Consider the following 15,084-nt stretch of genomic DNA (forward strand, 5'->3'; position numbering starts at 1 on the left):
CGGACGCCGTGGCCTTGCCAAGGGCGAGGGCGCCGCAGGCGGTGGCGATCGCCGGCGTGACCAGTGGTTTCCCCGTGGACGCGCTCTCCTTGTGGTTGCTCCCGGCGGCGTTGAGGAGAGCGACCACGATCGCGATAACCAGGCCGATGATTACGAGCCCACCGGCGGAGCCAATGATCCGGTTACGCCTTCTCGTCCGTCGCTGGACGGCTTCCCGAGCGATGCGTCGCTCGCGGGCCGTCTCTCGTGCCTGCTTTCCCACCGTCACGTCTCCTCGCAAGCCGCCATGCCCGTGGAGCCTGGGGCGCCACCTCGCGGTGGCGCCCCATTTCGACCACAAGTGATCGGTTGGTTGGATGCTCAGTGGAGCCAGGTCTCGCGCTTGACGATGGGTAGCTTGGTCCAGTACTTGCCGAGGCCGAGGGTGTTGCCGGCGCCGACCAGGGCCAGTCCGGCCAGGACGCCGGCGAAGATGAGGTGTTCGTCCATGAAGGGGTTGTTCTCCGGGGGCAGGACGACGGTCCACATCATCACGTACAGGATGGCGCCGGCGACGGCGGCGATGCGCACGCCGATACCGAGCAGCAGTGCGATACCGATGCCGGCCAGGCCGATCATGAACAGCCAGTCTGCCCAGGCGTCGCCTGCGATGTTGTGGTAGAAGTCCTGGAACGGGCCGGCGGCCGCGTTGCCGAGGAATCCCTTGGTGGGCGACCCGCCGTCGATCCAGGCGTTCTGCTCGGGGGTCGCGTAGCCGAGACCGAAGGTCTTGTCCAGGAACGCCCACAGGAAGGTCCAGCCCAGGGCGATGCGCACGCCGGCCCAGACGTACCGGGCGGCCTTCTGCGCGGTGGTCTCGGCCGTGACCGCCGGAGCGGTCTTCGGGGTCGTGGGCCGCTCAGCCATCGCGGTCATGGTGTCACATCCTTTCTCGGTGTCCCGCTCGTTCGGCGGGCCTACCTACATTCCACGCCCTGGCCCTGCGAAGAGGCAGGGGCGGCGGTCCCCAGCGAGCGGGACCAAAGGCCCCACCGGCGCGGGACCTACTGTGGACGGTTGATGACCTCGATGGCGTCGTCCGGGGTTCGGCGCGGCGCGGGCGGCAGGTCGCCGGTGTCCGGGCCGATGCCGACACGAACGACCAGGTACGGTTCGCCGACGCCGCCGAGCAGATCCCGCATGAGCGTGCGTGGCCAGGCCAGCTCGATCGTGTCCGAAAGCGGTGCAGCGGACAGCCCTTCCAGTACTGCGGTGAGCAGCAGCGCGGACAGCGCCTCGCCAGCGCGTAGCCAGGAGATCGGCGTGTCGTCAGGGCCGAACAGCACCGCGTAGGCGGCACCGCGGTCGTTGCCGGTACCGGGATCCAAGCCGGTGTCGTCGCCGGGTGCGTGGTCACGTACGGGCACGCGCCGCGGTGCGGGCCGTACGGCCGTCGCCGGCGGCACGCCGTCGCCTGACCACTGTGGACGGTGGGTCCAGCGGTGCAACTCGGCTCGGTACGCCGGGTCGTCCAACTCGTCTTCGGCGGCGCGAGCGGTCGCCACGGCCAGCATCGGCATCTGGCCTGGACGGACCTCGTGCAGGAACGCGCCCTCGGCCTCGACCGCTGCGCGCAGGGATCGGATCGAGGACTCTCTGACCGGTTCCTCGGCGAACCCGCGCCGGTCCGTCCGCCGGAATGGGATGGCCCCGTTGAGTGCGATCTGGCCCGGGTCGGGCTGCTGCTCGCCGGTGATCCGGACGCGGGCGAGAAGGTTTGGGTTGTCCACATCGGGGAAGCGGGTGACCGCCGTGCGGTAGCCGGCCGCTGCCAGCGCAACCCTGGCGTGGTGCAGCGCGGCCCCGCAACTGAGGGTCAGCAACCGGCCGTCCGGATCTGACGCGGCGAGCTGCCGCTCACGGTCGGCGTACAGGTCGAGCGCGTCGGCGGAGACCCGCCAGCGCCACGGCTGGGTGTTGAAGACCGAAGGGGCGCGCAGCGCCCGCTGCGCCGCCTCGGCAAGCGGCTCGATGAGGGTGTGCGTGGTCATGAGGCCAACCCTGCGCCGCGTGCGTGGCGCGGGGGCAGGGCCATAGGTCCTCAGTACCCAGGCACCTGGCCATCAACGGCGACCGGCACCCGGCGGCTGATCGGTGGCGTGGGCCGCACCTTGGCCGAAATCTCCAGCACCCCGCTGCGGTACCGGGCCGTCACGCTGCTGTCGTCGGTACGGGCAGGCAGTGCGACCGTGCGGGTGAAGGCGCCGTACCGGAACTCCGAGCCGTCGCGCGGATGCAGGTTGAACCGTTCTACGTCGATCTTCAAGGTGCCGTCGTAGACGGACACGCTGACCTGCTTGATCGGGTCGACACCCGGCAACTCCGCGCGCACGACGTACCGGCCGCCGTCGGCGTACTCCTCGATCGAGATGTCGTGCCCGCGCACGGCTCGGAGGGTGTCTTCCAGCGGCAGTAGCCGGTGCCGCATCCGGTCCAGGAGGTGCGTCATACCCCGATGGCACCGCGCCGGCGGCGCCCAAGCCAGGGTCGCCTGCCCGGCGGGTGCGGGACCTGTGGCCCTGCCCTCGCCTGCCGTTCGGGGTTTGTGATGGATCCAGGAGATTGGGAAGGAGTACCTGCGATGAGGAAGCTGACGGTGAGCGACGTCATGACGGTGAACGTCGCGACAGTCCGGGAGGACACCGACTATCGGAGCATCGTCGACATGCTCGCCGACCGAGGGATCAGCGCGGTGCCCGTGCTGGACAGGGACGGGCGGGTGGCCGGCGTCGTCTCCGAAGCCGACCTGCTTTACAAGATCGAGTTTGCGGGAGCCCGCGAGCAGCGCCGGATCTTCCCTGGCCGGCACCGTACGGCCCGGGACAAGGGCGATGGACGGGTGGCGCGGGACTTCATGAGCGCGCCCGCGGTCACCACGGACCGCGCGACCACGGTGGCGGCTGCCGCCCGGCTGATGGCCGAACGAAGGGTCAAGCGCCTGCCCGTGGTCGACGCCGACGGCCGGCTCATTGGCATCGTGTCCCGTGCAGACCTGCTGAAGGTGCACCTGCGCCCGGATGAGCAGTTGCGGCAGGACGTCATCGAGAACGTGCTCGCTCGTACGCTCTGGATCGAACCGGGGCGGGTGCTGGTGGAGGTCAAGGACGGCGTCGTCACCCTGAGGGGTCGCCTGGACCGCCGGACACTTGTGGAGATGGCGGTGCGGCTGACGGCGGCGGTGCCAGGAGTGGTCGAGGTCGCCGACGGGCTCACCTACGAGATGGACGACTCCGACATAGCCCTGTCCAACTGGTACCGGTCGCACCCGTTCAGCGCGACGTGACCTTCGGCCCTGGACACCCGGACGCAGGTCCCTGTGCCGGACCAGCCAGGCAGGGTACAAAGAAGGAGTGATTAAGGTCTTTCTCCTCGACGACCACGAGGTGGTACGTCGCGGGCTGCGCGAGTTGCTGGAGCGTGAGGGCGACATCGAGGTGGTGGGGGAGTCGGGGTCGGCGCCGGAGGCCGCCCGGCGTATCCCCGCGCTGCGGCCGGATGTGGCGATCCTCGACGGGCGGCTGCCAGACGGCAGCGGCATCGACGTGTGTCGCGACGTGCGGGCCGTCGACCCGTCGATCAAGGGCCTGATCCTGACCTCATACGAGGACGACGAGGCACTGTTCGCGGCGATCATGGCTGGCGCGGCGGGGTACGTGCTGAAGCAGATCCGCGGCACCGACCTGGTCGACGCGGTGCGGCGGGTCGCGGCGGGCCAGTCGCTGCTGGACCCGGCGGTCACGCAGCGGGTGCTGGAGCGGATCCGGCACGGCGTGGACGAGCCGCACGAGCTGAAGTCGCTGACCGAGCAGGAGCGGCGGATCCTGGAGTACGTGGCCGAGGGGCTGACCAACCGTGAGATCGCCGGGAAGATGTTCCTGGCCGAGAAGACGGTGAAGAACTACGTGTCGAGCCTGCTGGCCAAGCTCGGTTTGGAGCGCCGCACCCAGGCGGCCGTGCTCGCCACCCGCCTGCTGGGCGAACACCGCAGTTAGATGGGCGCGGACCAGCTGATGTCGGTGCCGGTTGGCTCGGCGCGGGACACCCGGAACGCGCCGCCGTACCTGGCAGCTCGTTCGCGCAGGTTGACCAGACCACCACGAGCCTGATCGCCGTCGGTGCCGACGCCGTCGTCGATGATGTGCACGGAGAGTTGCCCCTCACCGACTTCGACGGTGACTCGCACGCAGGTCGCCTGGGCGTGACGGGCCGCGTTGGACAGCGCCTCGCGGATCACCGCCGCCAGATCCGGACGCATATTGTCCGGTACCGCGCTGTCGATTGGTCCTACCAGCCGCAGCTCCGGTCGGAAGCCGAGCGGGCCGGCGGCCTCGGCCACGAGGTCGCGGATCTCGGAGCGCAGGGCGGCGCTCGCCGGCGTGCGCAGCTCGAAGATCGCGGCCCGGATGTCGCGGATGGTGGTGTCGAGGTCGTCGACCGCTCCCGCGATCCGCTGGCTTATCTCGGGCTTGACCGCGAGCTGTGCGGCAGTCTGTAGATGCAGGCCGGTGGCGAACAGCCGCTGGATCACCACGTCGTGCAGGTCGCGGGCGATCCGTTCGCGGTCTTCGAGCACGACCAGCTGCTCGCGTTCGTCCTGGGCGCGGGCGCGCTCCAGCGCCAGAGCGGCCTGGCCGGCGAAGGTGCGCAGCATCGCGAGGTCGTCCGGCTGTGCGGCCTGGCCGGCGGGCTGCGCCACCACCAGCAGGCCGTGCAGGACGTCGTCGGCCTCCAGCGGGGTGACCACTGCCGGCCCGGTGGCCACCGGTACCGGCCAGGCGGCGGCCTTGCCGAGGTCGGCGAACTCGACATGCCCCGCGCCCGAGAGCGCCGCCGCGAAAGCGGTCTCGCCCACCGGCAGCACGGTGCCAGCGAGAGTGGGCTGCCCGTCGGCGGCGTCACACACCTCGACCGTGAGCTCGCCGGCATCCTCGTCGGCCAGCAGTACGAGAGCGAGCTGCGCCGCCGCGACTTCCCGGGCGCGGCGGGCTACGAGTGTCAGGGCGCTGGTGCGGTTGACCTGGCCGAGCAGCACGTTGGTGATCTCCGCGGTGGCGCTGAGCCACTGGCCGCGGCGGTTCGCGGTGGCGTACAGGCGGGCGTTGTCCACCGCGACGCCGGCCGCCGCCGCGAGGGCGACCGCGATCTGTTCGTCGTCGTCGGTGAACTCGGCCGCGCCCTGCTTCTCGGCGAGGTAGAGGTTGCCGAAGATCTGGTCGCGAGTACGGATCGGGGTGCCCAGGAAACTGTGCATCGGAGGATGGTGCGGCGGAAAGCCGTACGAGCGGGGATGTTTGGTGATGTCGGGCATCCGCAGCGGCCGGGGGTCTTCGATCAACAGACCGAGCACGCCGCGCCCATGCGGCAGGTCGCCGATCTTGGCGTGCAGCTCCGGCGGGATACCGTGCGTGATGAACTCGGCCAGCGTGCGGTCGGGACCGATCACGCCCAGGGCGCCATACCGGGCCCCGACCAGCGCGCACGCGGCCTCGACGATGCGGCTGAGCACCGAGCGCAGCTCCAGGTCGCCGCCGATCGCCACCACGGCACCGAGCAACGCGCGCAGCCGTTCGCGGCTGGCAACGACGTCACCGATCCGGTCGAGCAACTCCTGGAGCAGCTCGTCCAGAGCCGCCCGGGACAGCGGGCTGAGTCCTAGCGAGGACCACGACTCGTCATCACGGCCAGACACGCCCTGATGCTACGCGCCGGGTCACGGAGCTGTCACCGACCGACCGAACGACCGCTACGGGGCAGTCGGCGTGGTGAAGCAAGGACTGGCACACCGAGCCGAGCAGCAGGCCGGCGAAGCCGCCGCGACCGCGGGCGCCGACGACCACGAGCTGCGCCATGACCGGGAGAAGTGATCGCTCACGGCTCCTCGGGCACCAGATCGATGGCGCCGGCGGGGCACTCGGTGACGCAGATGCCGCAGCCCTTGCAGTACTCGAGGTCGATCGCGTACCGCCGGCCCGGTCCCAGTTTGATCACCGCGTTGTCGGGGCACACGCCGTAGCAGTTGTCGCACTCGAAGCAGTTGCCGCAGGACAGGCAGCGCCGAGCCTCGAACAGTGCGGTGTCCTCGTCGAGCCCCCCGACCACCTCGTCGAAGGTGGACGTGCGGCGCGCCGCGTCGAGCCGTGGCCGGACGGTCGCCGGCGCGTCGCTGTAGTACCAGGTGTTCAGGCGCTCGAACGCCGCGCGCGGGGGACGCGCGGGCGACTGGTACGGGCGTCCCCGCAGCCAGGCGTCGATGTATCGAGCGGCCCGTTTGCCGTGCCCGACGGCGGTGGTGACGGTGCGCTCCGAGGGGACCATGTCGCCGCCGGCGAAGACGCCCGGCACCCCGGTCATCATGTCGGCGCCGACCTGGACCACGCCACTGTCCACGCGCACGCCCGCCAGACCGTCCACGATGGACCGGTCGACGTCCTGGCCGATGGCCAGGACCATCGAGTCGGCGGGCAGTTCCTCGAATTCACCGGTGGGCTGAGGAAAGCCGGTCTCGTCGAGGCGCATCTTTTCGACGGTGACGGTCCCGTTCCCGGCGGCCGTGATGGTGGTGAGCCAGTGCATCCGCACGCCCTCCTCCTCGGCCTCGGTGACCTCGAACGGCTGGGCGGGCATCCGCTGGCGGGTGCGCCGGTAGACCACCACCGCGTCGGTGGCGCCCAGCCGCCGGGCGGTGCGCGCGACATCCATCGCGGTGTTCCCGCCGCCGTAGACGACGACCCGCCGCCCGAGCAGGGGCGGCTCGTCCTCGGCCACGCCGCGCAGCACGCCGAGCGCGTCGAGGATGCGTGCGGAGTCACCGGCCGGGATGTCGGTGCGCCGGGACAGTTGCGCGCCGATCGCCAGGAACACCGCGTCGAAGTCGGCGAGCGCCGCCGCGGCGTCGGTCACGGGAGTCTCCGGCTCGAAGGTGACGCCCATCGCGAGGATCCGGTCGATTTCCGCGTCGAGCACGTCGCGACCGAGGCGGTATGCCGGGATGCCGTACCGCATCATCCCGCCCGGCCGGCGACCGGCGTCCCGGACCGTCACCTCGTGACCGGCCAGCCGCAGGTGGTACGCGGCGGCGAGTCCGGACGGCCCGGCGCCGACGACCAGCACCCGCTTTCCGGTTGGCGCGGCGGTGACCGGCACGGTCCAGCCCTGCCGGATGGCCTCGTCGCCGAGGAACCGCTCGACGGCGTTGATGCCGACCGCCTCGTCGAGCTTGCCGCGGTTGCAGGCGGTCTGGCACGGGTGGTAACAAACCCGTCCCATGATGGCGGGGAACGGGTTGTCGCGCATCAGCTCGCGCCACGCCCGCTCGTAGTGGCCGTCCTCGGCCTCGTACAGCCAGCGCTGCACGTTCTCCCCGGCGGGACAGGCGTCGTTGCAGGGCGGCAGCTTGTCGGCGTACACCGGGCGCTCGGTACGCCATGCGCCAGTGTGGTTGGCGAGGCTGGAGCCGACCTCGAGGGTGATGGCGAAGGGCCGTTCCATGGCTACCCCTCCCCGGAGAGCAGGTGGAATCGTTCGATGTTGTGGTCGGCCGCGGCCTGGATGCGGTCGATGACGTCGGCGCGGCGCTCCGGCTCGAACAGGTGCCGGAACCGTGCCTGGAGCCGCAGATACTCCTCGACCGGGACGTGCCGGCGGATCGGCGTGCTCGCGGTCAACACCCCGTCCTCGGCTTCGAAGACCGGGAAGATCCCGCTCTGGGTCGCGAGCCTGGCGATCGCCACGGTCTGCCCCGCGGTGCTGCCCCAGCCCAGCGGGCACGGCACGAGAACGTGCAGGTAACGCGCGCCGTGCAGGGCCATTGCCCGCTCCACTTTGTACTCCAGATCGCGCAGGTCCGCGATCGTGGCGGTGGCGACGTACGGGATCTCGTGCGCCATCGCGATCAGCGGCGCGCTCTTGCCCTGCCCGAACACGTTGCCCGGCTCGGGCCCGACGGCCTGGGTGGTGCTCGTGCGGGCGGCCGGCGGGGTGGCGCCGGAGCGCTGCACGCCGGTGTTCATGTAGCCCTGATTGTCGTAGCAGACGTACAGCACGTCGTCGCCGCGCTCGAACATGCCGGACAGGGCGCCGAATCCGATGTCGACGGTGCCACCGTCGCCGCCCTGGCCGAGCACCCGGATGTCGGTGCGGCTCTGGGCCTTCAGCGCGGCGGCCACGCCGCTGGCGACCGCGGGCGCGTTGCCGAACAGGGAGTGCAGCCACGGCACCCGCCACGACGTCTCCGGGTATGGGGTGGAGAAGACCTCCAGGCACCCGGTGGCGTTGACGGTGACCAGCCGCCCCTTCGAGGCGCGCATCGCCGCGTCCAGCACGTACCGTGCCGCGAGTGCCTCGCCGCAGCCCTGGCAGGCCCGGTGCCCGGATGTCAGGGAGTTGGTGCGGGTGGGGTCGGACTGCACGGCCCGCAGGTCGGCGGGCAGCAGCCGGTTGCCGACCGCGAAGCTGCCGGTCTGGTAGAACTTCACCCTCGTCGGTGTCATGCCATCGCCTCCTTCGCGGTGTGTCGCAGCAGCCGCTCATCCAGATCCAGGAAGGTCAGTGGCCCCAGCGTGCCGGCTGCGGCGGCGGTGAGCGCGTCGCGTAGTGAGGCGCGGGTGACCGGGCGGCCGCCGAGCCCGGCCACGACGGTGTGGACGGTCCGGCCCGCCACCGGCAGCGCGGCGGCGAGGTCGGCGGTGACGATGCCGCCGACGCCGGGGGCGAATGCCCGTTCCAGAACGACAATCCGTTTGGCGTCGCCGATGGCCCCGGCGATAGCCGCGGCCGGGAACGGCCGGAACGCCGTCAGTCCCAGCACGCCGAGCGGGACGCCGTCGACCCGCATCTCGTCCACTGTGTCCTTCAGCGTGCCCAGCACCGATCCGAGGGCGATCACGACGGTATCCGCGTCGGTGCAGCGGTAAGGCGAGACCAGCCCGGCGACCGGCCGTCCGAACGTCGCCCGGAACTCCGTCGCGAGCGTCGCGATACGGGCCAGGGCCGCGAGTTGGGTGGCGTGAGCCAGGTATCGCACTTCCGTGAACGCCTCCGGCCCCACCATGGCGCCGATCGTCACCGGGTCGTCGGGGTCGAGCAGTTGGCGCGGCTGGAAGCGTGGCAGGTACCGGTCGACCTCCGTGGCGCCGGGTAGCTCGACGGACTCGACCGCGTGTGTGAGCACGAACCCGTCCATGCACACCATGACAGGCGTGGACAGCTCCTCGGCCAGCCGGAACGCCAGCACGTGCAGGTCCGCGGCGGCCTGGTTGTCCTCGGCGTAGAGCTGGATCCAGCCGCAGTCGCGCTGGCTCATCGCGTCGCTGTGGTCGTTCCAGATGTTGATCGGCGCGCCGATTGCCCGGTTCGCCACCGTCATGACGATCGGCAGCCCGAGCCCGGAGGCGTTGTACAGCGCCTCGGCCATGTACAGCAGGCCCTGGCTGGCCGTGGCCGTATAGGCGCGCGCCCCGGCCGCGCTGGCCCCGATCGCCACCGACATCGCGGCGAACTCGCTCTCCACGTTGACGAACTCGCACGGCGCGAGCCGGCCGGATTTCACCAGCGCCGACAGCGCCTCGACGATGTGCGTCTGCGGCGAGATGGGATAGGCACAGACCACCTGCGGCCGGCAGCGGGCGACGGTCTCGGCGACCGCGCGCGACCCTTCGATTTGGCTACGCATGGGAGCGCTCCTTCAGCTGTGCGTGCACGAGGTGGTACGCCTCGGCCGCGGCGGCCACGTTCGCGGTACCGAGCAGGCCGGGGAACCGCTGGCCGATCGCCTCCACGACGGCCGCCAGCGGCACCAGGTGACACAGGGCGGCCAGGCCGCCGAGCAGCGCGGCGTTGGGCAGCGGCCGGCCCACGTGCGCGCGGGCGAGCTCGCTGGCCGGGACCGTGAAGATCCGGCCGTCGTACCCGGCGAGGCCGAGCTCCGCCACGGTCCGGCCGGAGTTGACCAGCACCTGGCCGTCGTCGGCGAGCCCGGCGAGAACGTCGGTCTGGCGGAGCAGTGTGACGTCCTGCACGACGATCGCGTCCGGGCGTAACACCGGCTCACGCAGGCGGATCGGGCGTTCGGCGATCCGGCAGAACGCCACGACCGGCGCCCCGGTCCGCTCGGAGCCGAAGCTGGGAAACGCCTGCGCGTACCGTCCAGTGTGGAACGCAGCTACCGACAGGAGCTCGGCGGCGGTGACCACGCCCTGGCCGCCGCGGCCGTGGATGCGCACCTCGAACATGGCGACCTCCTAGCCGACGAGGGTCTTGACGGCGGCGGTCAGCGCGGTGAGGCCGGCACGGGCGTCGGCGAACAGCATCGCCGTCTTCGGATCGGTGTACAGCTCGTTGTCGATGCCGGCGTAGCCGTGCCCCATCGAACGCTTGATGACGATGACGGTGGAGGCGCGATCGACGTCGAGGATCGGCATACCGGAGATCGCGGTGCCGGGCCGACGGGCTGCGGGGTTGGTCACGTCGTTGGCGCCCACCACGAGAGCCACGTCGGCCTGCGGCAGCTCGGCGTTGGCCTGCTCCAGCTCGAGCATCTGCGTGTAGGGCACGTTCGCCTCGGCGAGCAGCACGTTCATGTGCCCGGGCATCCGTCCGGCGACCGGGTGGATGGCGTAACCGACCTCGGTGCCGCGGGAGGCGAGCAGTTCGGCGAGCTCCCGCATGGCGTGCTGCGCCTGCGCGGCCGCCAGCCCGTAACCGGGTACGACGATCACCTTGCGCGCGTACGCGAGCTGGATCGCCGCGTCGTCCGCCTGGATCGCGCGCACCGCCGCGTTAGCCCCGGCGCCCGTCGCCGGCTCGTCGCCCGTGCCGAAGCCGCCGAGCAGGATCGCGCCCAGCGAGCGGTTCATCGCCGCGGCCATGAGCCCGGTGAGTATGGCGCCGGAGGCGCCGACCAGCGCACCCGCGACGATGAGCACGTTGCTGTCCACCACGAAACCAGCCATCGCGACCGCCGTGCCGGTGCACGCGTTGAGCAACGAGATCACCACTGGTGCGTCGGCGCCGCCGATCGGCAGCACCAGCAGCACGCCGGCGGCCAGGACCGCCACGGCCAGGATCGCCAGGGCCACGCCGCCGCCGGATCCGGCGAGGAGCAGGCCGGCGCAGACCGCCGCCGCGACGGCGAGGCCACCGCCGAGCACCCGGGCGCCGCGGACCAGTACCGGACGTCCGGGGACCAGGCCCTGGAGCTTCCCGGCGGCCACGAGCGATCCGGCGAACGTCACCGCGCCGATGACCAGGTCCAGCACCGCCGGTACCCGGACCGACGCGCCCGCCGCGGGCGGCGCGAGCTCGGGTACGGCCACCAGCGCCGCCGCCCCGCCACCGACCGCGTTGAACACGCTGACAAGCTGGGGCATGGCGGTCATCGGTACGGCGCGCGCTGCGGCCCATCCGGCGCCGGTGCCGACGGCGGTGCCGGCGATCATGATGGTCCAGCCCAGTGCGGTACCGCCGCCGGAGTCGACGACCAGCAGCAGGGTGGCGGCCATGGCGACGGCCATCCCGGCGATCGACACGCGGTTGCCCCGGCGCGCGGTCGCGGGGGAGTTCATCAGGTGCAGGCCGGCCACGAAGAGCACGGCGGCGGCGAGATAAGCCAGCCGAACAACGGTGTCCACTGTGCTCATCGCTGGCTCCCGGGGCGGAACATGCCGAGCATCCGGTCGGTCACCACGTACCCGCCGACCACGTTCATGGCGGCGAACGCGGTTGCCAGGAAGCCGACGGCGTACTCGGCGGCGGTACCGGCCACGGCCGTCACCAGCAGCGCGCCGGCGAGGATGACGCCATGGATGGCGTTGGTGGCGGACATCAGGGGCGTGTGCAGGGTGGCCGGGACCTTGCCGATAACCTCGATCCCGACCAGCAGGCCGAGGACGAAGACGCTCAAGGCGGCCAGCAGTCCGGCGCTCACGGCGTCGCTCCCTTCCGGACAGATCCCTTGTGGACGATCCGGCCGCCGTGGGTGACGACGACGCCGGCCTGGATCTCATCGGCGAGGTCGATGGCCACGACCCCGTCCCGCACCAGGTGCCGCAGCAACGCCACGACGTTGCGCGAGTACGCGCGCGACGCCGCACCCGGCACCGTCGCGGCCAGGTTGCCAGCGCCGACGACGATGACCCCCTCGTCCGTGACCACAGTGGTGTCCGGCAGGGAGAGCGACACGTTCCCGCCGCGCGGCCCGGCGGCCAGGTCGACCACCACCGAGCCTGGCGCCATCGCCTTGACCGCGTCGTCGTCGAGCAGCACCGGCGGCCGGTGGCCCGGCACCAGCGCCGTGGTCAGCACGATGTCGTGCCGCGCCACGTGCGCGGCCAGGGCGGCCCGCTCGGCATCCTGCTCGCCGGTGGCCAGCGCCCGGGCGTAGCCGCCCGCGGCAGCGCCCCCGGCGGGCGCGGCGATCTCAAGAAAGGTAGCGCCGACGGAGACGACCTCGGTCCGCGACTCCGGCCGGATGTCGTACCCGGACACGACCGCGCCGAGACGTCGCGCGGTCGCCATGGCCTGCAGTCCGGCTACACCCGCGCCGAGCACCAGCACGCGGGCCGGCGGCGCCGCACCGGCCGCGGTCACCAGCATCGGCAGGTAGCCGCCGAACGCGTTCGCGGCCACCAGCACCGCCTTGTACCCGGCCACGTTCGCCTGCGACGTCAACGCGTCCATGCCCTGCACGCGCGAGATGCGCCGCGGCAGGCCCTCGAAGGTGACGGCCGTGACGCCGTGTCCGGCTAGGCTGCCGGCGTACGCGCGGTCGTCGATCGCGTCGAGCAGGCCGATGAGCGCCTGCCCGGCGCGCAATTGGCCTTCGCCGGGCCGGCCCACCACCGCCAGCACGTCCGCGCGGGCCAGCGCCTCGGCGTCGGTCACCACCTCGGCGCCGGCGACGGCGTACGCCTCGTCGGAGAAGTGGGCCGCGGCGCCGGCGCCGGCCTGCACAAGCACGGTGACACCGTCGGCGCACAGGCCGCGCACGTCGACGGGGACCAGCGCGACACGCCGTTCCACGAGGGCGGTCTCGCGCGGTACGCCAACCGTCAAGGTCACCATCTCGGCTCCTTCCGCATGCTCGTCCTCCACGCTGCCCTTGCCCGCGCTCCGGCCGGCAGGGCCGTGCGGGACCTGGTGACGGGACCTTCGCCCCTGGAGCGACCGGGAGCGCGGGCACACGCTCGGACATGGAGGTGGACTCATGAACTACCGGATCGCGATCAACGGGTTCGGCCGGATCGGCCGCGCCTACCTGCGTTGCCTGCTGGAGCGGGGCCTTGTCGACCACGGCTTCGAGGTGGTCGGTGTCAACGACCTGTGGCCGGCGGAGACGCTGGCGCAGCTACTGGCGTACGACTCGACGTTCGGTCCGCTGGACAGCGAAGTCGTCATCGAGGACGACGCACTGCTGCTCGGTGGCCGGCGCATCGCCATGTTCCGCGAGCGGGAGCCGGAGCGGCTGCCGTGGGCGGAGTTGGGCGTCGACCTGGTCATCGAGGCGACCGGCCGGCTCCGGACCCGCGACGCCGCGGCCGCGCACCTCAAGGCCGGCGCCCAGCGAGTGCTGATCAGCGCGCCGGGCAAAGAGGTCGACGCGACGATCGTGCTCGGCGTCAACGAGTCGATCTACGACCCGATCCGGCACCAGGTGCTGTCCGCGGCCTCGTGCACGACCAACTGCGCCGCGCCGATGGTGAAGGTGCTCAACGACGCCTTCGGTATCAGCCGCGGCTACCTGACGACCGTGCACGCGTACACCAACGACCAGGCGGTCCTGGACGGGCCGCACAAGGACCTGCGCCGCGCCCGCTCCGCCGCCGTCAACATCATCCCCACCAGCACCGGCGCCGCGCGGGCGATCGGCCTGGTGCTGCCGGAGCTGGCTGGCCGGCTGGACGGCGTAGCGCTGCGGGTACCGGTCGAAGACGGCTCGATCGTGGACCTGACCTGCGAACTGCGCCAGCCGGCCACCGCGGCGGAGGTGAACACGGCGTTCGCGGCGGCCGAACGCGGCGACCTCGGTGGCGTGCTGCGCTACTCCGAGCGACCGCTGGTCTCCCGCGACATCGTCGGCGACCCGGCCTCATGCGTCTTCGACGCCGGCCTCACCCAGTCCGACGGCACCCTGGTCAAGGTCTTCGGCTGGTACGACAACGAGTGGGGCTACACCAGCCGGCTGGTCGATCTGACCGCACTCATCGCCCGCCAGGGGTGACCCACAGCGAACAGGAGGTGGTCCCCGTGACACACGCACGCCGGTGGACCGTCGACATCTACATCGACGAGCATGAAGACGAGCGGCGGACCCGCGCCGAGGCACGACTGATCAACCAGGATCGGGTCGGTGTCGCCGGAGTCGGCCTCGCCCGCCGCAACCCGGTCGACCCGGAGGTGCCGGAGATCGGTGACGAGCTGGCTGTGTCCCGCGCGCTGTCCGACCTGGCTCACCAACTGCTGGACGCCGCCGCCGGCGACATCGAGCAGCTCACGCACGACCGGCCGAGGCTGCCGGGCTGACCGGTCCGGCAACCGGGACCTTGGTCCCTACTCACTCCACCGCGCCCGATGTCGGATGGAAGTGGAAGGACCACAAGGAGGTCGCGATGTCCACACTCACAAGGTTCCGTTCCGGAGCACTCACGCCGTTCGACTGGAGCGGGCTGTCGCTGTTCCCGTTCCTCTCCCCGAGCATCCGGCTCGAGGAGTTCCTCGAGGGCGACACCTACACCATCCGGGCCGAGCTGCCGGGGATCGACCCCGCGCACGACCTGAGCGTGATGGTGGCCGAGGGCGAACTGCGGCTGCACGCGGAGCGGCTGACCAAGCGGGAAGAGAAGACCCGGTCCGAGTTCCACTACGGCACCCTGTACCGCGGCATCCCCCTGCCCGTGGGCGCCAAGCTCGACACCGTCACGGCCGAGTACGCCGACGGCATCCTCACGATCAAGATGCTCGTGGGGGAGCCGGAGAAGCTCGGCAAGACGATCCCGGTGACCGTCGTTCCGGCCAAGGCCGGCAAGAAGGTCGCTGAGAAGTAGTCCGGAA

The 15,084-nt window shown here is 71.4% G+C and carries 16 protein-coding genes and 1 pseudogene; 5 read left to right on the forward strand and 12 right to left on the reverse strand.

The window, feature by feature from the left end:
• Positions 1-360 precede the first annotated feature (360 nt).
• From QMG73_RS25100 to QMG73_RS25110, 3 genes are all read right to left on the reverse strand, one after another.
• Positions 361-915: a DoxX family membrane protein gene (locus tag QMG73_RS25100; protein WP_281899599.1), complete on the reverse strand. Its 555-nt coding sequence runs from the start codon at positions 913-915 to the stop codon at positions 361-363.
• Positions 916-1,043: 128 nt separating this feature from the next.
• Positions 1,044-2,030, reverse strand: a complete 987-nt coding sequence (locus QMG73_RS25105) for an Acg family FMN-binding oxidoreductase (protein WP_281899601.1) — start codon at positions 2,028-2,030, stop codon at positions 1,044-1,046.
• 50 nt (positions 2,031-2,080) lie between these two features.
• Positions 2,081-2,488, reverse strand: coding sequence for an Hsp20/alpha crystallin family protein (locus QMG73_RS25110; RefSeq protein WP_281899603.1), 408 nt, complete (start codon positions 2,486-2,488; stop codon positions 2,081-2,083).
• A gap of 132 nt (positions 2,489-2,620) precedes the next feature.
• Between QMG73_RS25110 and QMG73_RS25115 the strand changes: the two genes are divergently transcribed.
• Both QMG73_RS25115 and QMG73_RS25120 read left to right on the forward strand, forming a co-directional pair.
• On the forward strand, positions 2,621-3,322 hold the full coding sequence (locus tag QMG73_RS25115; RefSeq protein WP_281899605.1) for a CBS domain-containing protein: 702 nt from the start codon (positions 2,621-2,623) through the stop codon (positions 3,320-3,322).
• 67 nt (positions 3,323-3,389) lie between these two features.
• Positions 3,390-4,031 carry a response regulator gene (locus tag QMG73_RS25120; RefSeq protein WP_281899607.1) on the forward strand — a complete coding sequence of 214 codons (642 nt, stop codon included), beginning with the start codon at positions 3,390-3,392 and terminating at the stop codon, positions 4,029-4,031.
• Here the strand turns inward: QMG73_RS25120 and QMG73_RS25125 are convergent.
• From QMG73_RS25125 to QMG73_RS25165, 9 genes and pseudogenes are all read right to left on the reverse strand, one after another.
• Positions 4,028-5,728, reverse strand: coding sequence for a GAF domain-containing sensor histidine kinase (locus tag QMG73_RS25125; protein WP_281899609.1), 1,701 nt, complete (start codon positions 5,726-5,728; stop codon positions 4,028-4,030). The two genes, QMG73_RS25120 and QMG73_RS25125, sit on opposite strands and share 4 nt — an antisense overlap.
• Positions 5,715-5,885: pseudogene (locus tag QMG73_RS25130) on the reverse strand (universal stress protein); the annotation flags it as partial. The pseudogene QMG73_RS25130 and the gene QMG73_RS25125, both read right to left, overlap by 14 nt.
• 22 nt (positions 5,886-5,907) lie before the next feature.
• Complete coding sequence (locus QMG73_RS25135; RefSeq protein WP_281899610.1) at positions 5,908-7,527, reverse strand: NAD(P)-binding protein; 1,620 nt, start codon at positions 7,525-7,527, stop codon at positions 5,908-5,910.
• A 2-nt stretch (positions 7,528-7,529) separates the two neighbouring features.
• Positions 7,530-8,528 carry a thiamine pyrophosphate-dependent enzyme gene (locus QMG73_RS25140; RefSeq protein ID WP_281899611.1) on the reverse strand — a complete coding sequence of 333 codons (999 nt, stop codon included), beginning with the start codon at positions 8,526-8,528 and terminating at the stop codon, positions 7,530-7,532.
• A complete protein-coding gene (locus QMG73_RS25145) occupies positions 8,525-9,709 on the reverse strand; it encodes a hypothetical protein (RefSeq protein WP_281899612.1) in 1,185 nt (394 codons plus the stop codon). Before QMG73_RS25145 ends, QMG73_RS25140 begins: the two co-directional genes overlap by 4 nt.
• Positions 9,702-10,268 carry a 2-oxoacid:acceptor oxidoreductase family protein gene (locus QMG73_RS25150; RefSeq protein ID WP_281899614.1) on the reverse strand — a complete coding sequence of 189 codons (567 nt, stop codon included), beginning with the start codon at positions 10,266-10,268 and terminating at the stop codon, positions 9,702-9,704. Before QMG73_RS25150 ends, QMG73_RS25145 begins: the two co-directional genes overlap by 8 nt.
• A gap of 9 nt (positions 10,269-10,277) precedes the next feature.
• Positions 10,278-11,675 (reverse strand): NAD(P)(+) transhydrogenase (Re/Si-specific) subunit beta, encoded by a 1,398-nt coding sequence (locus QMG73_RS25155; protein WP_281899616.1) that lies wholly within the window; start codon positions 11,673-11,675, stop codon positions 10,278-10,280.
• The gene (locus tag QMG73_RS25160) at positions 11,672-11,962 is read right to left on the reverse strand and encodes an NAD(P) transhydrogenase subunit alpha (protein ID WP_281899618.1); all 291 of its coding nucleotides are present in this window, start codon (positions 11,960-11,962) and stop codon (positions 11,672-11,674) included. The genes QMG73_RS25155 and QMG73_RS25160 overlap by 4 nt, the downstream gene beginning before the upstream one ends.
• Entirely contained in the window at positions 11,959-13,098 is a 1,140-nt protein-coding gene (locus tag QMG73_RS25165; protein WP_281899620.1) for an NAD(P) transhydrogenase subunit alpha, read from the reverse strand. The genes QMG73_RS25160 and QMG73_RS25165 overlap by 4 nt, the downstream gene beginning before the upstream one ends.
• Positions 13,099-13,240: 142 nt before the next feature.
• Here QMG73_RS25165 and gap point away from each other — a divergent pair, with 142 nt between their 5' ends.
• The 3 genes from gap to QMG73_RS25180 all read left to right on the forward strand — a co-directional run bounded on the left by gap (position 13,241) and on the right by QMG73_RS25180 (position 15,077).
• Positions 13,241-14,254: a type I glyceraldehyde-3-phosphate dehydrogenase gene (gene gap, locus QMG73_RS25170; protein ID WP_281899622.1), complete on the forward strand. Its 1,014-nt coding sequence runs from the start codon at positions 13,241-13,243 to the stop codon at positions 14,252-14,254.
• Positions 14,255-14,280: 26 nt separating this feature from the next.
• The gene (locus QMG73_RS25175; RefSeq protein ID WP_281899624.1) at positions 14,281-14,556 is read left to right on the forward strand and encodes a DUF1876 domain-containing protein; all 276 of its coding nucleotides are present in this window, start codon (positions 14,281-14,283) and stop codon (positions 14,554-14,556) included.
• An 86-nt stretch (positions 14,557-14,642) separates the two neighbouring features.
• Positions 14,643-15,077, forward strand: coding sequence for an Hsp20/alpha crystallin family protein (locus tag QMG73_RS25180; RefSeq protein ID WP_281899625.1), 435 nt, complete (start codon positions 14,643-14,645; stop codon positions 15,075-15,077).
• Positions 15,078-15,084 lie beyond the last annotated feature (7 nt).

The organism is Phytohabitans aurantiacus, assembly GCF_027923225.1.
GTDB lineage: Bacteria > Actinomycetota > Actinomycetes > Mycobacteriales > Micromonosporaceae > Phytohabitans > Phytohabitans aurantiacus.